The sequence below is a fragment of the Serratia bockelmannii genome (genome assembly GCF_051803255.1).
Lineage (GTDB): Bacteria > Pseudomonadota > Gammaproteobacteria > Enterobacterales > Enterobacteriaceae > Serratia > Serratia bockelmannii.
This window is the reverse complement of sequence record NZ_CP196512.1, coordinates 3,414,549-3,437,341: the sequence shown is the minus strand read 5'-3', so window position 1 is coordinate 3,437,341 and position 22,793 is coordinate 3,414,549. Positions and strand designations below refer to the sequence as shown.

The window sequence follows — 22,793 nt, the reverse complement described above, 5'->3', positions numbered from 1 at the left end:
CCTCTAATTGGAATAATTAAAACAGCCCTTCGCGCAGTGCGCGCTCCAAACTTACCTGTGGAAACCAATTAATCTGTTGCGACAGCGCGTGATTACTGGCGGACCAGTCGTGATGCGTTAATTCGCGTATTTTGCTGCGCGTCAGCATCGGCTCTTGTTTGACCAGGCGGTTCCACACCACGCTGATATCCGCCAGGGCTTTCAGCAGCGGCAGCGGAATGCTCACCAGACGCACCGGCCCGTGACGCACGGCGGCGCCGATGTCGCGCAGGCGCAGCCAGTTATAGCCTTCGGCCACGCCGTCGCACAGTTCGTAAATATTCGGCTGCGCGGGTTCGGCCTGCACCCATTGGCTGACCGCCTTTGCCAAATCGCTCACGTGCAGAAAAGTGAGCTTGGCCTCAGGCGCGCCCAGCCGGGGCAGTACGCCGCGCAGCAGGCCGTTGAACAGCGGTTTCAGCTCTTTATCGCCCGGCCCGTAAACCGCCGTTGGGCGGAAAATCCCCAGCGCGATATCGCCGGAGGCGGCGATGAGTTGCTGCTCGGCGGCCTGTTTTGAATGGGCGTACCAGGACAGCGCCGGATGGCGGGCCGCCAGCGACGACATGAACAAGAAACGATTGCAGCGGCCGTTTTGCCTGGCCGCCTGCATCAGGTTCAGGCTGCCGGTGACGTTGCAGCGGGTGAACACCGCTTCCGCATGCCCGCGCACCTGGCCCGCACAATGCACGACGTATTCTGCGCCACGCACCAGCTCGGTGAGCGAGGGCCGATCTTCCAGCGCGCCGGGGATCCACTGCAGGTTGTCCGCGGCGGCTTTTCCGGCTTGCCGCGTCAGGGCGCGCACGTTAAACCCTTGCGCCAGCAGTTCCTGGACGATATGCCGGCCGATAAAGCCGGTCGCGCCCGTCACTGCGACGGTGCCGCTCATTGCGCGAAACCGGCCAGCTGCGGCATTTGCGGATAGAGCGAAGCGCTCAGCCAGCGTTTTTTGGCCTCCGCACGGGCAGGTTTGCCCGATGACGTGCGGGGAATGCTGTGCGGCGGCAGCAGCTCGATGTCCACCGCAATGCCGAACTCGCTTTGAATGCGCGCGCTCAGCGAATGCACGATTTGTTCTCGGCGTTCTTCCGAACTGACTCGGCACTGGATTTGCAAAATGATCCTGGCCGCTTCGTCGTGTTCTTCAGTCACGAAGGCAATCGCATCGCCGGAACGGATTTCCGGTTCGGATTCCGCGACGTACTCGATATCCTGTGGCCAGATATTGCGGCCGCGAATGATGATCAAGTCCTTCTTGCGGCCGGTGACGTACAGATAGCCGTCCAGCAGGTAGCCCAGATCGCCGGTATCCATCCAGCCGGTCACCTGAATTTGCTTCTGAGATTCATCGTCGCAGAAATAGCCGTTCATCAGGCTGGGGCCGGAAATCGTGATATGGCCGACCTGGCGCTCCGGCAGCGGTTGCCCGGTTTCGCTGCGGATCTCGATGCGGTGGCCGGGCAGCGCACGGCCGCAGTTGACGAAGGTCGAGACGGCGCGGGTTTTTTTGCCCGGCGCGACCGCTTTACCCTCGTACTCCAAAATATCGCGGTCGACCGCGTTGGTTTGCGGGCCGGAGCAAGGATCGGAAAAGCTCACCGCCAGGGTGTTCTCGGCCAGGCCGTAACACGGCATGAAGGCTTTGCTGTCGAAGTTGATGCTGCTGAAGTGTTCGCCAAACTGGCCGAGCAGCTCGGCCGGGATCGGCTCGGCGCCTACGCCGGCAACCCGCCAGCTGGAAAGATCCAGATCGGCCAGCTCTTTGGCGTTGCTGCGGCGTAGACACAGATCGTAGCCGAACGGCGGGGCGACGGACACCGTGCCGCGATTCTTGGCGATCAGTTTCAGCCACTGCATCGGGCGCATGGCGAAATCTTGCGTGCGCAGATAATCGACGGACAGCTGGGTCGCCACCGGCGTCAGCAGGAAACCGACCAGGCCCATGTCGTGATAGAAGGGCAGCCATGAAACGCAGCGATCGCCCGCACGCAGCTTGATCCCGTCGCGGCTGATCGCGTTCAGGTTCGCCATGGCCGCCCGCTGGGTAATGATCACGCCGCGCGGGAAGCGGGTGCTGCCCGAGGTGTATTGGAGGTAGGCGATATCGTCGGGCGAAGGCGCGGGCAACGCGATCTCCGGCTCCGGCAAGGCGTTAAAATCCTCGTCGCTGAGGATGTGCATCGCCGACGTGTTTTCCGTGGCCGACGCGATGAGCGGTGTCCACTCTTCGCTGCTGATGATCGCCGCCGGGTTGCAGCTGGCGATCAGCCCTTTCAGTTTGGCGGTGTAGGAGTCGCGCTGGCCCACGCCCATCGGGATCGCCAACGGTACCGCCACCAGGCCGGCATATTGGCACGCAAAAAAGGCTTCGACGAATCCCGCGCTGGTTTCGGCGATAAGCGCCACGCGATCGCCTTTCTTGAGCTTCAGGGACAATAAGCGCCGCGCGCCCGAGATCGCTTTTTGCTGCAGCGTGCGATATTCGAGAACGGTCACGAGTTGATTGCGACGGTCGTAAAAATTCATTCCCGTATTGCCCAGCGCCGCGTAATCCAACGCGTCCACTAAAGTGGGGAAGTCCGCATAGCGCATAGGAAGAGAATGAACGGAACTTGTTTCAGACATAGACAAACTTAGCCATAGATTAAAAATCACCAAAAGAGAAAAATCACTCTTGGCGAGGTAATTGATGTTTTACTATGAATAGGTTTTTGAATAAGTTTGTTATTCAACCATCTTCATTCCGCGAACAGCGTATATTGCCGTGCTTGAGCGGCACGCCGGTTATTAACCGGTCAGAGCGCGAGTAGCCCGTGCTATCAGCCTGAACGGCACCCCGGCGATATACGAGAGGCTATTGTAATATCCGGGTTTCGCCGTTCTTTAGTCTGCATCTGTCGGGCAGGAAATAACTGTCGGCTCATAGGTTATGACCTCATGCATGGCTATCTTGGAACTTAAACACTTCCTAAACAGTATGCCGCAAGAAATCCAAAAGTGAACGATTCATTTAAGGCTAATCTTAAAAAGAGCATTAAGTGGTAAAGATGGCGACACACCTCCTGATTAAAGTCGGTACACTAAAAATGGCGAGTTTCTTTTGCCATAACAGCACGAAATAATAAAAGAGCACCATTAGCGTAGCCTGGCTGCGCCGCTTTCTGTTTCCTTTTTTTATCAATTATGGACATCACAGGGTGAATGTAGAGCCAATAATGCGCTGATTCACAGGGGGTAATATTCGGTTTTTCTTATCATTGAACCGGAGGCAATACACAATCCAATAAAAGAGAACAGCATAAAAAATGCTAAAGGCGTTGTCGCGCGCTCATTTAATTATTTTATTAAAACGTAAGGCTATTTATGATCCGTATTGAGAAAGTTCTGGATAAACGCGAACTTAAAGAATTTATTGCTTTCCCCTCGCAACTGTTTCGCGATGATCCGAACTGGATTGAGCCGCTGCATATCGAGCGCGAAGAGCACCTGTCAAAGAAGAATCCCGGCACCGACCATATTGAATGGCAGGCATGGGTGGCCAAAAAACATGGCAAAGTCGTTGGGCGCATCACGGCGCAAATCGATTCTCTGCACCGGGAGCTGCATGGCGAGGATACCGGCCACTTCGGCATGATTGACGCCGTTGACGATCCCGCCGTTTTCAGCACCTTATTCACGGTCGCGGAAGAGTGGCTGAGATCGAAAGGCGCGCGTAAAATCACCGGGCCATTCAGCCTCAATATCAATCAGGAAAGCGGCCTGTTGGTCGAAGGGTTCGATACCCCGCCTTCCGCCCTGATGACGCACGCGAAACCCTACTACGCGGCCCAGATAGCGCAACAGGGCTACAGCGAAGGGATTGATTTGCTTGCCTATTGGATGAAAAGAACCGATCTGCATTTTTCGCCGTCGCTGACCCGGATGATGGATCAGGTGCGCAAAAAGGTGACCGTGCGCCGCCTCAATCGCAAGCGCTTTCGCGAGGAGATGCAGGTGCTGCGCGAGGTGTTCAACTCCGGGTGGCAGCATAACTGGGGGTTTGTCCCGTTCACCGAGCATGAGTTCGCCACCATGGGGGATCAGCTGAAGTTTCTGGTGCCCGACGATATGATCCATATCGCCGAGGTGGATGGTGCCCCCTGTGCCTTTATTGTCGGCCTGCCAAACATCAACGAAGCGATTGCCGATCTGCAGGGGCGGTTATTGCCGTTCGGTTGGGCGAAGCTCTTGTGGCGGCTGAAAGTCAGCGGCGTGCGCACCGCGCGCGTGCCGTTGATGGGCGTGCGTCAGGAATATCAATTCAGCCGCATCGGGCCGATTATTGCGCTGTTGCTTATTGAGGCGCTGCGCGAGCCTTTCGCGAAGCGCAATATCGACGCGCTGGAAATGTCGTGGATCCTGGAAACCAATACCGGCATGCGGACGATTTTAGAACGCATCGGCGCAGTTCCCTATAAGCGCTACCGCTTGTTCGAGAAAACGCTTTAACCGGCTGATAACGCATCGCCTTTTCACGTTCTCAGAATAATAACCGCGGCAGGGTATTTTCGGGCGGTGCCGTTTCAGGGGCAGGGTGACGGCGCGTGAGGGAATGCATCGCCTCCTGGAAGAGAACAGTTAAGGTCCTTAATTAATAAACTCGTGATAAATTCACGTCGCGTTATTTATTCGCGAGTGATTGTCGCAGTCTTGACGAGAGCAGATTGTATGCCTGTGGAAAAGAAAAAAGGAATAAGCCGATTAACCTACAGCATAAGGAATTCCTGGGCCGGGTTTATTGACGCCGTGCTTACCGAAGATGCGTTCCGCCAATTATTGGTTATTAACGCCATTTTACTGGTTGTTACATTTGGTTTAGATATTACAAATATAGAGCGGCTGTTATTAATCACCTGCAGTTTTCTGCTATTGGTGGTTGAACTGCTTAATACGGCGATTGAAACCGTGGTCGATCGCATTTCGCTGGAATTGCATCCGTTATCCAAACGCGCCAAAGATTTGGGCGGCGCAGCGCAGCTGGTGGCCGTGGTGATGACTATCATTATTTGGGGAATGGTGCTGCTGGGGCGATAGGGGCTTTGGTGGCTCAACCAGCAAGCCGGTTGCCGTGGCGATATAAGCGGTTATCATCGTTGTTTTGCGTCCTCTGCCATTTCAGCAAGGAGAGTTGGCCGTTATGCCCGTGAATTTTGATCTCAACGATCTTTATGCGTTTCGCGCGCTGGTGGAGTACGGCAATTTTCGGCTGGCCGCAGAGTCCATCTGCCTGTCGCAGTCGGCATTGAGCCGCAGGATTGAGAAGCTGGAAAACGCGCTGGGCATCAAATTGTTCGACCGCACCACCCGGCGCGTGACCTTGACGCTGTACGGGCAGGCCTTCGCCGAACGTTCGGAGCAGTTACTGATGAACGTCGAAGCGGTGATGGCCGATATCGATAAGGTCAGCCAGGAGCGGGTGGGGCTGGTCACCGTCGCCACGGTGCCATCGGCGGCCTACTATTTCATGCCCGACGTGATACGCCGTTTCCGGCTTCGCTATCCGCGCGTGCGCGTTAAGCTGATCGACGGCAGCGCAGGCAATGTCATCGAGGCGGTCACCGGCGGCCAGGCCGATTTCGGCATCTGCTTCGCCGGGCGGCTGCAGCCTAATCTTGAGTTTGTGCCGTTGGTGGGGGACGTCTACGTGGCCGCCTGCCGGCGTGACCATTCGCTCGCCGGTAAAAAGACTCTCACCTGGCGGGAGTTTTATCAGCAGGATTACGTGTCGCTGGATAAAACCTCCGGCAATCGCAATCTGCTCGATCAGCGCCTGGAACACCTCGTGCCGGAACGCCCCAGCGTGTGTGAAACTCGCCATGTGACGACCATGCTGGGCATGGTTGAGGCGGGCATCGGCATTGCCGCCGTGCCCGCCATGTCGATGCCCGCTTCAGAGCATTCGGTGTTGACGTCGGTACCGCTGGTCGATCCGGTGGTGAAACGCACCGTAGGCCTCATCAGACGCGGCGGCCGCATGCAGTCTTTCGTCGCCGCCGAGCTGGAAAAGCTGATTACTGAACAGTATCACTCTGCCTGACCGGCTGCGGTGCAGGAACGGTTCGCATGCCGGTCGCGCGAATGGTCGGCTGCGCCTGAGAGGAGGCGAGGAAGTCCAGCAGCGCTTTGCCTTCGCGGCGGTGCTCCGCCTTGGCGGTTACCGCGCCCGCGAAGCGGGTGATGTACTGCACGTTTTCCGGCAGCTCGCCGATAAAGGTCACGCCCGCCACGGGCAGCAATTCGCTGACCTGCTGGAAGCCCAGTGCGTATTTCCCCTGCGCCACTTCAGAGGCCACCGGAATGCGCTCAACCTTATGCGCTTTCCCTTTCACCTGTTCCTCGATACCCAGCTTTTTGAACAGTTGGCCGCTGACATAGCGGCCGCTGGCGCTGTCGGAATAGGCGAAAGAGTCCGCCTGCAGCAGGACATTGCGCAGGTCGGCATCCGTTTTTATCACCGGCTTGGGCGCGCCCTGTTTGACCACCATGCCGATCGGCGAATCGGCCAGCTCCACGCGCGAACCCGGCTGGGTCCAGCGCTCTTTTTCCAGTTGGGTGAGCGCGTCGCCCACCATGATCAGCACATCGGCTTGCTCTCCGCGCGCCAGCCGCGCGGGGATCGCCTGCGGCGTTTTGCCCATCGAGGGGCCGGACACCAGAATGATTTTATCGCCGCTTTGGGCTTCATATTCCGGGGCCAACTTCTCCAGCGCGGCTTTGAAGCCGCCGGAGATCATCACGGTCACGTCTTTGGCCAGCGCCGCCGTACTGCAGGAGGCGCACACCAGCGCGGCGAGGATCGAACGAGTGAGTTTTAGCATGACATCATTCCTTTTGAGATGGCGGCTTAGCGCGCGGTTTGCAGCGGCATGGCGATGCGGCGATACATATACAGCGTTGCCAGCAGGGCGCACAGCGCGGCGAAGCTCATCCAGTAGCCCGGTGAAGCCTTGTCGCCGGTGTATTCGATCAACGCGGTGGAGACTACCGGCGTAAAGCCGCCGAACACCGCCGTCGCCAGGCTGTAGGCCAGCGAGAACCCGGCCACCCGCACTTCCGTTGGCATGATCTCCGTCAAGGCCGGGATCATCGCGCCGTTGTAGAGGCCGTAAATGAAGGACAGCCACAGCAGCACGGCCAGCATCATGCTGAAGCTGGGGGCGGCGGCGAGCAGGCTCAGCGCCGGGTAGGCGGTGGCCAACGTCAGCAACGTCATGGCGACCAGAACCGGTTTGCGGCCGAAGCGATCCGACAGCGCGCCGCCGATGGGCAGCCAGATGAAGTTGGAGATCGCCACCAGCAGGGTGACCAGCAAGCTGTCGGAAGCGCTGAGCAGCAGCACCTTTTTGCCGAAGGTCGGCGCATAGACGGTGATGAGGTAAAACGCGGTGGTGGTCATGGCGACCATCAGCATGCCGGCGATCACCACCGGCCAGTTTTTCAGCAGGGTTTTAAACACGTCGCGCATCGCCAGGTGGTGACGGCGAGCGGTAAATTCCTGCGTCTCTTCCAGCTTGCGGCGCAGGAAGAAGATGAAGGGAACGATCAGGCAGCCAAACAGGAAAGGCAGGCGCCAGCCCCATTCGCGAATGGCGCTTTCTTCCAGCGCCGCATTGAGCGCGAAGCCCATGGCTGCCGCCACCATGATAGCCACCTGCTGGCTGCCGGACTGCCAGCTGGTGTAGAAGCCTTTACGGCCCGGCGTGGCGATTTCAGCCAGATAGACGGACACGCCGCCCAGCTCCGCGCCCGCCGAGAAGCCTTGCAACAGACGCCCGCACAGCACCAGCAGCGGCGCCCAAAGCCCGATGCTTTGGTAAGAGGGGATCAGCACGATCAGGAAGGTGCCAGCGGCCATGATCGACAGGGTCACGATCAGCCCTGTGCGGCGGCCGACTTTATCGATGTAAGCACCTAGCACGACAGCGCCGATCGGGCGCATCAGAAAACCGGCGCCGAATACCGCGAAGGTCATCATCAGCGAGGCAAATTCGCTGCTGGCCGGGAAAAAGGTGTGTGCGATGTAGGTAGCGTAAAAGCCGAACAGGAAAAAATCGAACTGTTCTAAAAAGTTGCCGGAGGTGACGCGCAGTATCGCGCCGGTTCTGGCCCTGATGGTCATGGGTGAGGTAGAGGAATGCATCTTTATCTCCAGTTTGTTATTGGCGCTTGACGCCGCGCCTGTTGCTGAAGACTCGCTCAGGAAAATAAACTAAATAAGCGCAATAAACGCATGACGCGATGCGTTTGACGCATCAATCGGCGTTAACAATGTTGCCTAACCCGATGTAACGTGGCGTTAACAAGTTTGTCGCTCATTGCCCGCTGCGCAGAACGCCGAAAACGTTATGCGCTTTTTGTGACAGGGTTCATAAAGGGGCGGCGGGGAAGCGCCCCGTGCCTCTGAACGATTGTTCGATACCGTACGTAAAAAGATGAATACCTCGCACTGCGTTTGCAAAATACGTGGATGTACGTTCAGCCTTGCAGTATCCACGTATGCCTTTGCATGTTATCCCTGCGCCTCTCTGCTATAGCTTTACATCTATATAGTTACTGATCTATATTTTAGGGAGGTCCCGTGTGGGAAATTAAAACAACGGATGCATTTGATCATTGGTACAGATCGCTCAGCGATGCCGATCGGGCCGGCGTACTTGCCGCATTGATGGTCCTGCGGGAAAAGGGGCCGGGGCTGCCCAGACCCTATGCCGATACGGTTAAAGGCTCACGTTACAGCAATATGAAAGAGTTGCGCATTCAGTGCCGAGGCGAACCGTTGCGGGCATTCTTCGCTTTCGATCCGTACCGTATTGGCATTGTGCTTTGCGCGGGCAATAAAGCCGGTAATGAAAAGCGTTTTTACGATCGGATGATCCAGGTTGCCGATCGGGAATTCACGAACTGGCTGAACACATTAAACGAGAAGGAGTGACGCGATGGGCAGAACGTTGGAACAGCTTATTGCGGATGAAAAGCCCGAGGTCGTGGCCAAAGCACAGGCGCTGGCGGCGGACATCATGCTGAACATTCACCTTGCCGAGCTGCGTGAAAAAGTACAGAAAACGCAGGTTGAAATGGCGCAGGCGCTGGGGATCAGGCAGCCGACCGTTGCCGTGATGGAAAAACCGGGCCGCGATCTGAAACTGTCTTCGCTTAAACGCTATGTTGAGGCGGCCGGCGGCAAACTGCGCCTGGACATCGAACTGCCGGACGGCTCTCACTACGAATTTGTGCTGTAAGCGCTAACGGCAGAAAAGCAAAAGCCCGCTCAGGTTTCCCCGAGCGGGCTTTGCGTACCTGGGATGCTTTGAAACAACCAGGCGGCCGTAAAAGCAAAGAGGCGCAAGACGGGCAGGCTGTCTGAGCACTTTCGTTTGGGCCGGATAGCGTTAAACAAGCCACGCGCACTCCCTTTGCGATGTCTTGCTTGCCCGTAACTGTCTCCTTGCTCCTTAGCTGAAACGATACAAATTATATTGATAAGTAGCTCGTTTCATGTGCAAAAACTCAACGTCTTTCATTAAAACTGCGATGAAATTCGTATTTTTATCGCGCTATTTCGTCAAATACTCACCCGGTGAAGCTCATCACATTTCTTTAACCTGCTTAACAGTAGATTTTCCTTGTTTATAAAAAATCGATTCAGCTAAAGGGGAAGGGAAATGAAAAAGACATGGGTGATGGCGGTGTTTTCGGCCCTGATTTCAGGGCAGGCTGCGGCGCAGAGTTGGGTGCTGACCAGCGCTGAAGATGGCGTGGAGAAAGGAAACTGGAAGATTTCGAGCGAGGCGCTGAAGGTGAAGGATAAAACGTTCAGCATTGAGCAGAAAGTGTTGCACGGCGGTAAGCAAGAAGGCAGCAAAGTCGTGATTATCCGCAGCGAGGATGGCCTGACCATCACGCTGAGTCCCACTCGCGGCATGAACCTCCTGCGGGCAGAAGGCTTTGGCGCGAAAATGGGATGGGATTCCCCGGTCAAAGAGGTGATCAACCCCGCCTTTATCAACCTGGAAAGCCGCAATGGGCTCGGCTGGCTGGAAGGTTTCAATGAGATGATGGTGCGTTGTGGCTATGAGTGGACCGGTCATCCGGTGACCGACGCAGGGCAAATTTACACGTTGCACGGCAAAGCGGGCAATACGCCGGCCTCGCGGGTTGAGGTTGAGGTCGCGGATACGGCGCCGTATGAAATTCGTGTTCGCGGCCTGATCAAAGAGAGCACATTCAAAAAAGCCGATCTGCAAACCCTGACCGAATTGCGCTATGTGCCCGGCAGCAACAGTTTCCGCCTGCATGATGTGTTAACCAACCGGGCGGATTATCCCCATGACTACCAGATTATTTATCACAGCAATTTCGGCGCACCGATTCTGGAAAATGGCGCCCGCTTCCTGGCGCCGATGGCCAGCATCAGCCCGTTTAACGACTATGCCAAAGCCGGGCTGAAGACCTGGGCAACCTATGCCGGTCCAACCAAAGGGTTCGATGAAATGGTCTTTAACATTAAGCCCTTATCGGATCCGAATCATCAGACACTGGCGGCGCTGGTCAATAACGCGGGCGACAAAGGGGTGGCGATTCAGTTCGATACCCGCCAGTTGCCCGTCCTGACGCTGTGGAAGAATACCGATACGTTAAAACAGGGGTATGTCACGGGGATTGAGCCGGGCACCAGTTATGCCTACCCGGTCACTATCGAGCGCGAACAAAAACGCGTTAAGCAGCTGCAGCCAGGCGCCAGTGCGCAGTTTGATCTGACCTATACCTTGCTGCACAGCAAAGCGCAGGTGGCGGATCTGGAGCAGAAGATTGCGGATATTCAGGGCAAGGTAAAAATTGATGAGAATGACGCGCCGATAGCCAAAGAGTAACGCTGCCTGTCGATGCATTTAGCGTTAAAGCAAAAAGCCCGCTTAAGTTTCCTTAAGCGGGCTTCTCTAAATATGGCTCCTCTGACTGGACTCGAACCAGTGACATACGGATTAACAGTCCGCCGTTCTACCGACTGAACTACAGAGGAATCGTGTGAACGGGGCGAATAATAGCGGGGCGCCTGGGGTTTGTCAAAGCGCTAAACTGCAAAAAAAGTGCGTTTGCTGAGGGAATGAGCACCTTGCGCTGTTTTTCGGCATTTTCCATCGCTATGCGTTGATTTTTGCATCCCCAATCGTTTTGACGCCGCTTGCACACGCCTTTGCACGGCGATGGTGCAGGGCCGTTCTCCCCCCCATACTTCCTCTCGCGTTAGCCGTATTGCCCAGTCCCCGGCTAACGCCGCCACACGCCGCGCCGCAACTGATATGTAGGATGAATAAGCAAACAATATGTATTCGTCGTCACAATGGCTGGATTTTTGCTTACCCATTTTTGGGGAATGCGACTGCGCTCTCAAGAAAATTATTTTCCCCGTCTACACATAAAGTGACTGATCCGCGCCCCAGGGCGTTTCGCTACAACAGTGCTGAGGAAGATAACAATGTCATCGAAATTGATAAAAAGTCCGCTCGCTGCTTTGCTCATCGGTTGTTTAGGTACGGCGTTTTCCGCGCAGGCCGATATTGTCATCGGCGTCGCTGGGCCGTTCTCCGGGCCGAACGCCACTTACGGCGATCAGTATTGGCGCGGGGCTTCGCAGGCGGCGGCGGATATCAACGCCGCCGGCGGCATCAAAGGGGAAAAAATCAAGCTGGTGCAGGGGGATGACGCCTGCGAACCGAAACAGGCGGTCGCGGTCGCCAACCGGCTGGTGGATCAGGACAAGGTCTCGGCGGTGGTCGGCCACTTCTGCTCCTCTTCCACCATGCCCGCCTCCGAGGTGTATGACGAGGCCGGCATCATCGCCATTACCCCCGGCTCCACCAACCCGCAGATCACCGAGCGCGGCATGAAGACGATGTTCCGCATGTGCGGGCGCGACGATCAGCAGGGGGTGATCGCCACCAACTACATGCTGGATACCCTGAAGGCCAAACGCATCGCGGTGATCCACGATAAAGACACCTACGGCCAGGGGCTGGCGGACGCAGCGAAGGCGGCAATGAACAAGCGCGGGGTCAAGGAAGTGCTGTATGAGGGGCTGTCGCGCGGTGAGAAAGACTTCAACGCGCTGGTGACCAAGATCGCCTCGGTCAAGCCGGACGTGGTCTACTTCGGCGGCTGCCATCCGGAAGCCGGGCCGCTGGTGCGCCAGATGCGCGAGCAGGGCGTGACCGCCAAGTTCTTCTCCGGCGACTGCGTGGTGACCGAAGAGCTGGTGACCGCCGCCGGCGGGCCGCAGTACACCAACGGCGTGCTGATGACCTTCGGCAACGATCCGCGTCAGATCGCGGAAGGCAAGGCGGTGATCGCCAAGTTCCGCGCCAGCGGTTTTGAACCGGAAGGGTACACCCTCTACTCCTATGCCTCGATCCAGGCGATCGCCGCCGCCTTCAACGCCACCGGCGGCAAAGACAGCGCCAAGGCCGCCGAATGGCTGAAGTCGCACGACGTCGACACCGTGATGGGCAAAAAAGCCTGGGATCAGAAGGGCGACCTGAAGGTCTCGGACTACGTGGTCTATCAGTGGGATGACAAGGGCAAATATCACCAGCTTTGAACAACCCAATACTGACGTTGTGACTCTATGACAGACGGGCTCGCCGCCCTGGCGAGCCCGTTCCGCGATGACCTTTGGGCCGCGTCGGACTGCGTTGGCGGCCTTACCAGGCGAGACTGCTCATTATGGATGTATTCTTTCTGCAACAGCTGATCAACGGCCTGACCCTCGGTGCGGTGTATGGCCTGATCGCCATCGGCTACACCATGGTTTACGGCATCATCGGCATGATCAACTTCGCTCACGGCGAGGTGTACATGATCTCCGCCTACCTGTGCGCCATCGGTTTGGCGCTGCTGTCGTTCTTCGGGCTGCACTCGTTCCCGTTGCTGATCCTCGGCACGCTGGTGTTCACCATCGTCATCACCGGGGTGTACGGCTGGGTGATCGAGCGCATCGCCTACAAGCCGCTGCGCAACTCCACCCGCCTGGCGCCGCTGATCTCCGCCATCGGCATGTCGTTAATCCTGCAAAACTACGCGCAGATAAGCCAGGGGCCGCGCCAGCAGGGCATCCCGACGCTGCTGAGCGGCGTGTTCCGCCTGGAGTTCGACGGCGGCGTGGTGCAGATCACCTACACCAAGGTGTTCATTCTGGTGGCGTCACTGCTCGGCATGGCGATCCTCACCTACATCATTCAGCGTACCCGGCTAGGGCGCATCTGCCGCGCCACCCAGCAGGATCGCAAAATGGCCTCGATTCTCGGCATCAATACCGATCGGGTGATCTCGCTGGTGTTTGTGATCGGTGCTGCCATGGCCGGGCTGGCCGGGGTGCTGATCACCATGAACTACGGCACCTTCGATTTTTACGTCGGCTTTATCATCGGCATCAAGGCCTTCACCGCCGCGGTGCTGGGCGGCATCGGCTCGCTGCCGGGCGCGATGCTGGGCGGGCTGCTGCTCGGGGTGGCGGAGGCGCAGTTCGCCGGCATGGTGAACTCGGATTACAAGGACGTGTTCTCCTTCGGGTTGCTGGTGGCGATCCTGATCTTCCGTCCGCAGGGGCTGCTCGGCCGGCCGCTGATCGCCAAGGTTTAAGGAGAACGCCATGTCGCAATCCGTGATCAACGGCGGGCTGAACGTCAAACGCAGCCTGCTGGACGCCGTCTTGGCCGGGCTGATCGCCCTGATCGTGTTCGGGCCGATCGTCGGCATCGTGCTGAACGGCTACAGTTTCAACTTCGAACCGCACCGGCTGGTGTGGATTATCGTCGCGGTGATGGCCGGACGGCTGCTGCTGAGCCTGTTCCTGCAAACCGCGCCGGGGCGCAGAGTGCTGGCGCGCTTCGACGGCGGCAGCGACGGCGTCTACGTACGGCCGCTGGGCTATAAATCCAACCTGCGCTGGTTCCTGCCGCTGATGGCGGCGATCGCGCTGCTGTTCCCGTTCGTCGCCACCAAATACCTGCTGACGGTGGCGATCCTCGGCCTGATCTACGTGCTGCTCGGGCTGGGGCTGAACATCGTGGTCGGGTTGGCGGGGCTGCTCGATCTGGGGTACGTGGCGTTTTACGCCATCGGCGCCTACGGGTTGGCGTTGGGCTACCAGTATCTCGGGCTGGGGTTTTGGGCGATGCTGCCGCTGGGGGCGCTGATGGCGGCGTTGGCGGGCGCGCTGCTGGGTTTCCCGGTGCTGCGCATGCACGGCGACTACCTGGCGATTGTTACGCTCGGGTTCGGCGAGATCATCCGGCTGGTGCTGAACAACTGGATGTCGCTCACCGGCGGGCCGAACGGCATTTCGGTGCCGGCGCCGACGGTGTTCGGCCTGGAATTCGGCCGGCGCGCCAAAGACGGCGGCGTGCCGATCCACGAGTTTCTCGGCATCGATTACAACCCGAATCTCAAGTTCATTTTCATCTACGCGGTGCTGTTTTTGGTGGTGCTGCTGGTGCTGTACATCAAGCACCGGCTGACGCGCATGCCGATCGGCCGCGCCTGGGAGGCGCTGCGCGAAGATGAGATCGCCTGCCGCTCTCTCGGGCTGAACCACGTGCTGGTGAAGCTGTCGGCGTTTATGCTGGGCGCCTCCACCGCCGGGCTGGCGGGGGTGTTTTTCGCCACCTATCAGGGCTTTGTCAACCCGACCTCGTTCACCTTCTTCGAGTCGGCGCTGATCCTGGCGATCGTGGTATTGGGCGGCATGGGGTCTACCCTTGGCGTGGTGCTGGCGGCCTTCGTGCTGACGGTGGCGCCGGAGCTGCTGCGCAGCTTTGCCGAATACCGGGTGCTGTTGTTCGGCGTGCTGATGGTGGCGATGATGATCTGGCGGCCGCGCGGGCTGGTGCGCATCAGCCGCGCCAGCTTTGCGGAACGCAAGGGGGTGGCGCCATGAACGACGCCATTTTGCGGGTGGAACACCTGATGATGCGCTTTGGCGGCATCAAGGCGCTGAACGACGTCAATCTGGAGGTGGAGCGCGGCTCCATCACCGCCCTGATCGGCCCCAACGGCGCCGGCAAGACCACGGTGTTCAACTGCCTGACCGGTTTTTACCGCGCCACCGGCGGCGCGATCCTGCTCAATACCCACAAGCGGCCAACCGATGTGATCCAGGTGCTGGGGCAGAAGTTTCGCGCCGGTGATTGGATACGCCCGAAGCGGCTCGGTTCGCGCCTCTATTACAAGATGTTCGGCGGCACCCACCTGGTCAACCGCGCCGGGCTGGCGCGTACCTTCCAGAATATCCGCCTGTTCCGCGAAATGTCGGTGGTGGAGAACCTGCTGGTGGCGCAGCACATGCAGAGTAACCGCAACCTGATCGCCGGGGTACTGAATACGCCGGGCTACCGCCGGGCGGAAAGCGCCGCGCTCGATCACGCCTTCTACTGGCTGGAGGTGGTAGATCTGGTGGACTGCGCCAACCGGCTGGCGGGGGAGATGTCCTACGGCCAGCAGCGGCGGCTGGAGATCGCGCGCGCCATGTGCACCGCGCCGGAGATGATCTGCCTCGACGAGCCTGCCGCCGGGCTGAACCCGGTGGAGACGGCCACGCTGAGCCGCATTATCCGCTTCCTGCGCCAGCATCACGGCATCACGGTGCTGTTGATCGAGCATGATATGGGCATGGTGATGGAGATCTCCGATCGGGTGATCGTGCTCGATCACGGCGACGTGATCGCCCGCGGCACGCCGCAGGAGATCCAGCACAACGAGGCGGTGATCGCCGCCTACCTGGGCGCGGACGAAGAGGAGCTGGCGGGATGAGCGAGGCGATGCTGGAATTTCGCGAAGTGGACGTGTTTTACGGGCCGATCCAGGCGCTGCGCAAGGTGTCGTTGCAGGTTAACGCCGGGGAGACGGTGGCGCTGATCGGCGCCAACGGCGCGGGCAAATCCACGCTGTTGATGTCGATCTTCGGCCAGCCGCGCATCGCCGGCGGGCAGATCCTGTTTGGCGGCGAGGACATCAGCCGCCGCTCCACGCACTTTGTTGCCAGCAGCGGCATCGCGCAGGCGCCGGAAGGGCGGCGCATCTTTCCGGACATGAGCGTAGAGGAGAACCTGCTGATGGGCACCATCACCGTCGGCAATCGCTACCTGGAGGAGGATTTGCCGCGCATGTTCGAGCTGTTTCCGCGCCTGAAAGAGCGGCGCAACCAGCGGGCGATGACCATGTCCGGCGGTGAGCAGCAGATGTTGGCGATCGCCCGCGCGCTGATGAGCCGGCCGAAGCTACTGCTGTTGGACGAGCCGAGCCTGGGGCTGGCGCCGATCGTGGTGCGGCAGATCTTCGGCGTGCTGCGCGAGCTGACCCGCAGCGGCATGACGCTGTTTCTGGTGGAGCAGAACGCCAACCACGCGCTGAAGCTGTCCGATCGCGGTTATGTGATGGTCAACGGCCAGATCCGCCTCACCGGCAGCGGCCAGGAGCTGTTGAACGATCCGGAGGTGAGAAAGGCCTATCTGGGCGGCGGCTGAGCGCCGCCCCACGGGCAGGGATGCCCGCGTTCATCCTTCGATGGCGCTTCGTTCTTGATCATCGTAGCGCGAGCGGGCCGCTCTGAAGGAGCCGGCGGAGGAGATAATCCACGACCAGAGCGGCAGCATGTTGAGCAGCATCTCTTTCCCGGCCTCGGTGATGGTGTAAACCACGCGGGGCAGTTTTTCCTGATAATCGCAGCGCGATATCAGGCCGTCCCGCTCGAGATGGCGCAGCGTCCGCGTCAGCATTCTCTGCGTCACGCCCGCCAGTTGGCGGCTTATCTCGCCGTGGCGCAGCGGCCCGTGAGTGCCCAGGAGATGCAATACCCCCAGCGACCAACGGTTGCCCGCATGCGCGAGGATCTCACGCTTCAATCCTTCATCGTCGTTGCTCAGTTCTTCACAGAACGCCTGCGAAAATTGCAGCAGCGCTTCCCGATCGCTCGTCATATTCCTCTCCGGTATCACGCGTGTACCTAATTGAACCCGTTTTTGTCAGCTGTCAGGATGACGCAGTGTCAAGACAGGAGGCAAGAATGAAATCCACAAATCCATCTATCAATACCGTGCTCATACTCGGCGCCGGTGAACTGGGGCTGCCGGTATTGCGTGCGATGAGCCGGCAGGCTCGGTTACACCATGCTTTAAAAATCAGCGTGCTGCTCCGGCCGGAGGCCGCCCGCGCCGAGAGCGGCCCGCATCGTGCGCGGCGGGATGCGCTGGCGCGGCTCGGTATCGCCGTGGTGGAAGGCGATCTGCAGCAAAACGGCGTGGAGGCGCTGAGTGCGCTATTCCGTTCCTTCGACGTGGTGATCAACTGTAGCGGCTTTGTCGGCGGGACGGGCACGCAGATAAAGATCACCCAGGCCGTCTTGCAAGCGGGCGTGGCGCGCTACTTCCCGTGGCAGTTCGGCGTGGACTACGATGTCGTCGGTAAAGGCAGCGGGCAGCCGGTGTGGGATGAACAGCTCGAGGTGCGTCACCTGCTGCGCGCGCAGAGCGCAACGGAGTGGGTGATTGTTTCCACGGGCATTTTCACCAGCTACCTGTTTGACTCGGGCTTTGGCGTGGTGGACGCGGCAACCAAAACGGTGCGCGCGCTGGGCGACTGGCGCTACGCGGTGACGCTGACCACTCCCGCGGACATTGGCCGGCTGACGGCCGCGATTTTTTTCCATCGGCCCGCGTTTCGCAACCAGGTAGTCTATATCGCCGGGGACACGCTGACCTACCGCGAGCTTGCCGATGTCATGCAGGCGCACTGGGGCGTTGAGGTCAACAGAGTCTTGTTGGACAAAGAGCGGCTGCAGGAGGAGGTGCGGAACCATCCGCGCGACGTCGGCGCCAAATACCGGCTGGCTTTCGCCCGCCCCGACGGCGTGGCCTGGGATAAGGTGAAAACCTTCAATGCGCGCCAGGGCATAGCCACCACCACCGCCGAGCAGTGGCTGGCGCAGCAATGGCCGATCTCTCAGGACGGTTAGTCGCCTGAGCGCCGGAATCAGAACTGGCGCTGCATCCAGCGCACGTTCAGCCGCACCAGGGCGATGATGGCGCTGGAGAGCAGCCGCAGCCCGCCGGGCATGTCGCGGCGGCGGATGTCCAGCAGCAGCACGGTGCGCACCTGCGGGCTGTCGTTCCACACCTCGTGTTCGAAGGTATCGTCCCACAGCATGAACTCCCCTTCGTGCAGCCGGTATTCGCGGCCGTCCACTTTCAGCACCGCCGCGGGTACGCCGTCGGCGCGTTTGGGCATGTCCAGCACCAGATAGCCGCGCAGAATGCCGCGAAACGGCCCCCGGTGGGGCGGCACCTGCTTGCCGGGCGCGAGGAAGGAGAGCGAGGCGGACAGTACGTCCGGCGACGAAGCGATCAGCGCCGCCAGCGTCGGGCAACGCGCCAGGTTGCGGTCAATCGGCTGGCCGTAGGCCTTCATGATGAACATGCGCCAGTCGCGCGCGTCGTTGGCGGAGATCGATTCCTGCTGGATCATGATCTCGTGAAAACGGGGAATATTGTGCAGATCGTGGGCGACGGTCAGCGCCTCTTCGCGGATCTGCCGCCATTGGGCGGTGAAACGTTCGGCGTCGGGGAACAGCGCGGCGCTGTCGAGCACTGGTTTGCCCTGAATGCGGCGATCGTAAACATTGCGCAATGCGAGCACGGACCAATCATAAATCGCAGACATAATGACCTCGCCTCAGAAAACGCCAAAGGGACACTGCGCGCGGTTCTTCGGCGCGGCGCGTCCTGTGTGGCGGCCGGAGGGGAAGAGCGGCAGGAAAAATTGGTACGCTTCAAGAGATTAGCACAGCATTTGTGCAACCGTGTGTCTGCGAATGTGTCGAAATGCGGCGAAAAAAACCACACAATTAAAGTGTGACGCGTATCGCATTTAGCGGGCCGGTTGGTTAAAATATCGCTACTTGCCCGCACCTGTCCGGATTTTGTTTACCATGGAACACGCTCCCGTTTCGCGCTCAACCGCCTGGTTGCGCGTGGTTATCCTCGCCGTCTCGGCCTTTATCTTCAACACCACCGAATTTATCCCGGTCGGTCTGCTGAGCGATATCGCCGCCAGCTTCTCGATGCAAACCGAACAGGTCGGCCTGATCATTACCATTTATGCCTGGATCGTCGCCGCCGCCTCGTTGGCGTGCATGCTGCTGACCAGCAAAATTGAGCGCCGCAAGCTGCTGATCGGCGTGTTCATGCTGTTTATCGCCAGCCACGTGCTGACCGCCGTGGCCTGGGACTTCACCACGCTGGTTATCTCGCGCGCCGGCGTGGCGCTGGCGCACTCGGTGTTCTGGTCGATCACCGCCTCGCTGGCGATCCGCGTGGCGCCGCCGGGCAAGAAAGCCCAGGCGCTGAGCCTGCTGGCGGGGGGCACCGCGCTGGCGATGGTGCTCGGCCTGCCGCTCGGGCGGGTGGTGGGGCAGTTGCTCGGTTGGCGCATGACCTTTATCGGCATCGCGGTGTGCGCCACCCTGGCGCTGGTGCTGCTGTGGCGCCTGCTGCCGGTACTGAAAAGCGAGCATTCCGGCTCGCTGGCCAGCGTGCCGCTGCTGTTCAAACGCCCGGCGCTGGTGGCGCTGTACATGCTGACTATCATCGTGGTGACGGCGCACTTCACCGCCTACAGCTACATCGAGCCGTTTATCCAGACCGTGGCCGGGCTGTCGGAGAACTTCACCACGCTGATGCTGCTGCTGTTCGGCGCCGCCGGCATCGTCGGCAGCCTGCTGTTCAGCCGCTACAGCGAGCGTTTCCCTTCCGGCTTCTTTATCGGCGCCATCGCGCTGCTGACGTTGAGCCTGCTGCTGCTGTTGCCGGCCGCCGGCAGCGAAAGCCACCTGACCGTGCTGTGCATCTTCTGGGGTATGGCGATCATGGCCATCGGCCTGTCGATGCAGGCCAAAGTGCTGAGCCTGGCGCCGGACGCCACCGACGTGGCGATGGCGATCTTCTCCGGCCTGTACAACTTCGGCATCGGCAGCGGGGCGCTGCTGGGCAACCAGGTGAGCCTGCATCTGGGCATGGGCAATATCGGCTTCGTCGCCGCGCCGCTGGCGCTGATCGCCCTCGGCTGGTGCCTGCTGAGCGTCTACCGCAGCGAACGGCTGCAGCAGCACCCCAGCCGTTAAGCCACCGATTTGGGATACCGCTGCAGCATCCCAGGTTGCATTTTCCTGCTATAAAACAGGCCGCTGCAGCGTTTTATGCTTAACTTTTTTTCATAGTCTGCTAATTAAAAATTTAACTCCGACGCCGCTTCGCTAGCATAGAAAGTCATCAAAAATGTTAATGCGAGGTTAACGGTGAGTGACTCTGTAGCGGCGTCGCCGATCCATGCGCGGGATTTGGCGGCCAGAATCGACGCCTTGCCCGCGTCGGCCGGCCTGTGGCGCTTTATCATTCTGCTGTCGCTGGGCGGCTTTTTCGAACTCTACGATCTGTTCCAGACCGGCTATATCAGCACCGGCCTTATCGCCGACGGCATTTTCCACACCGGCGCGCAGGGCGTCTTCGGCGTGTCGGACCAGGCGGCCTTCGCCTCTGCCACCTTTCTTGGCCTGTTCGTCGGCGCCAGCCTGCTGAGCCCGTACGCCGATCGCTTCGGCCGGCGTGCCACCTTTATGTTCGCCCTGATCTGGTACGGCGCCTTCTCGCTGCTGTTGGCGTTTCAACAGCAGGCGGAATGGGTGATCTTTCTGCGCTTTCTGGTGGGCGTCGGGCTCGGCATCGAGCTGGTGACCATCGACACCTACCTGACGGAGTGGGTGCCCGCGCATCTGCGCACCCGGGCTTTTGCCTTCGCGTTCTTCGTGCAGTTCCTGTCGGTACCGGCGGTGGCGCTGATGTCCTGGTGGCTGGTGCCGCAGACGATTTGGGGCCTGAGCGGCTGGCGCTACGTGGTGATCGCCGGCGCGCTGGCTTCGCTGGTGATCTGGCTGGTGCGCAAGGGGCTGCCGGAGTCGCCGCGTTGGCTGGTGCAGCAGCGGCGCTATGCGCAGGCCCGGCAGGTGATGCGGGACATGGAACGGCGCTGCGGCGTGGCGGCCACGGATTTTCCGTCGCGCCCGGTGGACGATGCCGAGGGGGCGCCGCTGCGCGGCCGCTTTCGCGACATCTGGGCGCCGCAGTATCGCGATCGCACGCTGATGCTGGTGGTGATGAACTTCTTTCAGGCCATCGGTTTCTTCGGCTTCGGCAACTGGCTACCGGCGCTGCTGTCGGGCAAGGGCGCTTCGGTCACCCACAGCCTGCTGTACGCTTTCTTCATCACGCTGGCTTACCCGCTGGGCTCGCTGCTGTGCAGCTTCTACGCCGACAAGATGGAGAACAAGTGGCAGATCGTGTTGTCCTGCCTGGTGACGGTGATCTTCGGCTCGCTGTTCGCACTGCAGAACAACCCGCTGTGGCTGATCCTGTGCGGCTTCTTCATCACCTGGTCCAACGCCTGGCTGACCTACAGCTACCACTCTTACCAGTCCGAGATCTTCCCGACCCATATCCGCGCCCGCGCCGTCGGCTTCTGCTACTCCTTCAGCCGCCTGTCGACGGTGTTCAGCAGCATCATCATCGGCATTATCTTGCAGTACGGCGGTTCGCTGGGAGTGATCGCGTTTATCGTTGCCAGCATGCTGATCGTGATGCTGGTGATCGGGCTGTTCGGCCCGAAAACGCGCGGCATCGATCTGGAAAACATCTGACGTTTTGCGCCGGCGGTGACGCCGGCTTCTTCAGCAAAAAAATTCGCGATCATGCGAAAATTATTCCGTTATCACTGCCTTTGCGCCTGCCGTACTGTTAACCCGTACAAAATCCAATTCGATACCGAGCGGGGAACACGTCATGAGCACCCTTACCGCGCCCGATGGCGCACGCATTTTCTATAAGGATTGGGGCCGCGGCCAGCCGATCCTGTTCTCCCACGGTTGGCCGCTGTCCGCCGACGCCTGGGACAACCAGCTGCTGTTTTTCGGCCAGAGCGGATTCCGCGTGATCGCCCACGATCGCCGCGGCCACGGCCGTTCCGATCAAACCTGGCACGGCAACGACATCAATCAATACGCTGACGATCTGGCCCTGCTGATCGAAACGCTGGATCTGCGCGATCTGATCCTGGTCGGCCATTCCACCGGCGGCGGCGAAGTGGCGCGCTACATCGGCCGTCACGGTAGCGATCGGGTGGCGAAGGTGGTGCTGGTCGGCGCCGTACCGCCGCTGATGCTGCAAACGCCGGTCAACCCAGAGGGTACGCCGATGGCGGCCTTCGACGGCATTCGCAGCGGTGTGGCGGGCAACCGCTCGCAGTTCTTCAAAGATTTGGCGGTGCCGTTCTATGGCCTCCACTGCGACGAGGTGGAGAGCAATGCGGGGCTGATCGACCACTTCTGGCTGATGAGCATGCAGGGCGGCGTGAAAGGGCAGTACGAGTGTGTGCGCGCGTTCTCCGAAGTGGATTACACCGCCGATCTGCTGGCGATCGACAAGCCGACGCTGCTGGTGCACGGCGACGCCGATCAGATCGTGCCGATCGGTGCCTCGGCGCTGAAAGCCGCTAAGCTTATGCAACAGGCGGAGCTGAATGTTTACGCCGGCGGTTCTCACGGTTTGGCGCAGGTCGATCCCGATCGCTTCAACGCCGATCTGCTGGCCTTCATCCAGAATTCGCCGTTTTAAGGG

At 59.7% G+C, this 22,793-nt stretch carries 21 protein-coding genes and 1 tRNA gene; 15 read left to right on the top strand and 7 right to left on the bottom strand.

Features of this window, described 5'->3' with window-relative positions; translation table 11 throughout:
• Window positions 1-16: 16 nt before the first annotated feature.
• Together ACSJLU_RS16405 and ACSJLU_RS16400 are read right to left on the bottom strand one after the other, a co-directional pair.
• A complete protein-coding gene (locus tag ACSJLU_RS16405; protein ID WP_025303500.1) occupies window positions 17-931 on the bottom strand; it encodes an NAD-dependent epimerase/dehydratase family protein in 915 nt (304 codons plus the stop codon).
• Window positions 928-2,667, bottom strand: a complete 1,740-nt coding sequence (locus tag ACSJLU_RS16400; protein WP_038629655.1) for a fatty acyl-AMP ligase — start codon at window positions 2,665-2,667, stop codon at window positions 928-930. The genes ACSJLU_RS16405 and ACSJLU_RS16400 overlap by 4 nt, the downstream gene beginning before the upstream one ends.
• A 738-nt stretch (window positions 2,668-3,405) precedes the next feature.
• On the opposite strand from ACSJLU_RS16400, the gene ACSJLU_RS16395 reads away from it, so the two are divergent.
• From ACSJLU_RS16395 to ACSJLU_RS16385, 3 genes are all read left to right on the top strand, one after another.
• Complete coding sequence (locus ACSJLU_RS16395; RefSeq protein WP_043143083.1) at window positions 3,406-4,530, top strand: hypothetical protein; 1,125 nt, start codon at window positions 3,406-3,408, stop codon at window positions 4,528-4,530.
• Between the two features lie 219 nt (window positions 4,531-4,749).
• A complete protein-coding gene (locus tag ACSJLU_RS16390) occupies window positions 4,750-5,115 on the top strand; it encodes a diacylglycerol kinase (RefSeq protein WP_004935528.1) in 366 nt (121 codons plus the stop codon).
• Window positions 5,116-5,218: 103 nt separating this feature from the next.
• Entirely contained in the window at window positions 5,219-6,118 is a 900-nt protein-coding gene (locus ACSJLU_RS16385; protein ID WP_025303496.1) for a LysR family transcriptional regulator, read from the top strand.
• Here ACSJLU_RS16385 and ACSJLU_RS16380 read toward each other — a convergent pair.
• Complete coding sequence (locus ACSJLU_RS16380; protein WP_089196057.1) at window positions 6,093-6,899, bottom strand: substrate-binding domain-containing protein; 807 nt, start codon at window positions 6,897-6,899, stop codon at window positions 6,093-6,095. The two genes, ACSJLU_RS16385 and ACSJLU_RS16380, sit on opposite strands and share 26 nt — an antisense overlap.
• 26 nt (window positions 6,900-6,925) lie before the next feature.
• On the bottom strand, window positions 6,926-8,221 hold the full coding sequence (locus tag ACSJLU_RS16375) for an MFS transporter (protein WP_089196056.1): 1,296 nt from the start codon (window positions 8,219-8,221) through the stop codon (window positions 6,926-6,928).
• A 438-nt stretch (window positions 8,222-8,659) separates the two neighbouring features.
• On the opposite strand from ACSJLU_RS16375, the gene ACSJLU_RS16370 reads away from it, so the two are divergent.
• From ACSJLU_RS16370 to ACSJLU_RS16360, 3 genes are all read left to right on the top strand, one after another.
• Window positions 8,660-9,013 carry a type II toxin-antitoxin system RelE/ParE family toxin gene (locus tag ACSJLU_RS16370; RefSeq protein WP_025303493.1) on the top strand — a complete coding sequence of 118 codons (354 nt, stop codon included), beginning with the start codon at window positions 8,660-8,662 and terminating at the stop codon, window positions 9,011-9,013.
• 4 nt (window positions 9,014-9,017) lie between these two features.
• Window positions 9,018-9,320: an XRE family transcriptional regulator gene (locus ACSJLU_RS16365; protein WP_016927038.1), complete on the top strand. Its 303-nt coding sequence runs from the start codon at window positions 9,018-9,020 to the stop codon at window positions 9,318-9,320.
• A gap of 423 nt (window positions 9,321-9,743) precedes the next feature.
• Window positions 9,744-10,952, top strand: a complete 1,209-nt coding sequence (locus tag ACSJLU_RS16360) for an aldose 1-epimerase family protein (RefSeq protein ID WP_089196055.1) — start codon at window positions 9,744-9,746, stop codon at window positions 10,950-10,952.
• A gap of 73 nt (window positions 10,953-11,025) precedes the next feature.
• Here ACSJLU_RS16360 and ACSJLU_RS16355 read toward each other — a convergent pair.
• A tRNA-Asn gene (locus ACSJLU_RS16355) sits at window positions 11,026-11,101 on the bottom strand.
• Window positions 11,102-11,557: 456 nt separating this feature from the next.
• On the opposite strand from ACSJLU_RS16355, the gene ACSJLU_RS16350 reads away from it, so the two are divergent.
• The 5 genes from ACSJLU_RS16350 (at window position 11,558) to ACSJLU_RS16330 (ending at window position 16,598) form a co-directional block, all read left to right on the top strand.
• Window positions 11,558-12,676, top strand: a complete 1,119-nt coding sequence (locus ACSJLU_RS16350; protein WP_016927040.1) for a branched-chain amino acid ABC transporter substrate-binding protein — start codon at window positions 11,558-11,560, stop codon at window positions 12,674-12,676.
• A gap of 125 nt (window positions 12,677-12,801) precedes the next feature.
• A complete protein-coding gene (locus tag ACSJLU_RS16345; protein ID WP_004928592.1) occupies window positions 12,802-13,716 on the top strand; it encodes an ABC transporter permease subunit in 915 nt (304 codons plus the stop codon).
• 10 nt (window positions 13,717-13,726) lie between these two features.
• Window positions 13,727-15,013: a high-affinity branched-chain amino acid ABC transporter permease LivM gene (livM, locus tag ACSJLU_RS16340; RefSeq protein ID WP_193402883.1), complete on the top strand. Its 1,287-nt coding sequence runs from the start codon at window positions 13,727-13,729 to the stop codon at window positions 15,011-15,013.
• Window positions 15,010-15,885: an ABC transporter ATP-binding protein gene (locus ACSJLU_RS16335; RefSeq protein WP_342101839.1), complete on the top strand. Its 876-nt coding sequence runs from the start codon at window positions 15,010-15,012 to the stop codon at window positions 15,883-15,885. Before livM ends, ACSJLU_RS16335 begins: the two co-directional genes overlap by 4 nt.
• Window positions 15,882-16,598, top strand: coding sequence for an ABC transporter ATP-binding protein (locus ACSJLU_RS16330; RefSeq protein ID WP_025303489.1), 717 nt, complete (start codon window positions 15,882-15,884; stop codon window positions 16,596-16,598). Before ACSJLU_RS16335 ends, ACSJLU_RS16330 begins: the two co-directional genes overlap by 4 nt.
• 30 nt (window positions 16,599-16,628) lie before the next feature.
• On the opposite strand, the gene ACSJLU_RS16325 is transcribed toward ACSJLU_RS16330, so the two are convergent.
• Window positions 16,629-17,051 carry a winged helix-turn-helix transcriptional regulator gene (locus ACSJLU_RS16325; RefSeq protein ID WP_342101841.1) on the bottom strand — a complete coding sequence of 141 codons (423 nt, stop codon included), beginning with the start codon at window positions 17,049-17,051 and terminating at the stop codon, window positions 16,629-16,631.
• Between the two features lie 86 nt (window positions 17,052-17,137).
• Here ACSJLU_RS16325 and ACSJLU_RS16320 point away from each other — a divergent pair, with 86 nt between their 5' ends.
• The gene (locus ACSJLU_RS16320; protein WP_380824619.1) at window positions 17,138-18,085 is read left to right on the top strand and encodes an aromatic alcohol reductase; all 948 of its coding nucleotides are present in this window, start codon (window positions 17,138-17,140) and stop codon (window positions 18,083-18,085) included.
• 17 nt (window positions 18,086-18,102) lie between these two features.
• Here ACSJLU_RS16320 and ACSJLU_RS16315 read toward each other — a convergent pair whose 3' ends face one another.
• Window positions 18,103-18,789: an aspartyl/asparaginyl beta-hydroxylase domain-containing protein gene (locus ACSJLU_RS16315; protein ID WP_025303486.1), complete on the bottom strand. Its 687-nt coding sequence runs from the start codon at window positions 18,787-18,789 to the stop codon at window positions 18,103-18,105.
• Window positions 18,790-19,057: 268 nt separating this feature from the next.
• Between ACSJLU_RS16315 and ACSJLU_RS16310 the strand changes: the two genes are divergently transcribed.
• The 3 genes from ACSJLU_RS16310 (at window position 19,058) to ACSJLU_RS16300 (ending at window position 22,790) form a co-directional block, all read left to right on the top strand.
• Entirely contained in the window at window positions 19,058-20,248 is a 1,191-nt protein-coding gene (locus ACSJLU_RS16310) for a sugar transporter (RefSeq protein WP_142590221.1), read from the top strand.
• A gap of 174 nt (window positions 20,249-20,422) precedes the next feature.
• Window positions 20,423-21,817, top strand: a complete 1,395-nt coding sequence (locus tag ACSJLU_RS16305; RefSeq protein ID WP_170852885.1) for an MFS transporter — start codon at window positions 20,423-20,425, stop codon at window positions 21,815-21,817.
• A gap of 142 nt (window positions 21,818-21,959) precedes the next feature.
• Entirely contained in the window at window positions 21,960-22,790 is an 831-nt protein-coding gene (locus ACSJLU_RS16300) for an alpha/beta fold hydrolase (RefSeq protein ID WP_043143107.1), read from the top strand.
• The last annotated feature ends 3 nt before the right edge of the window (window positions 22,791-22,793 follow it).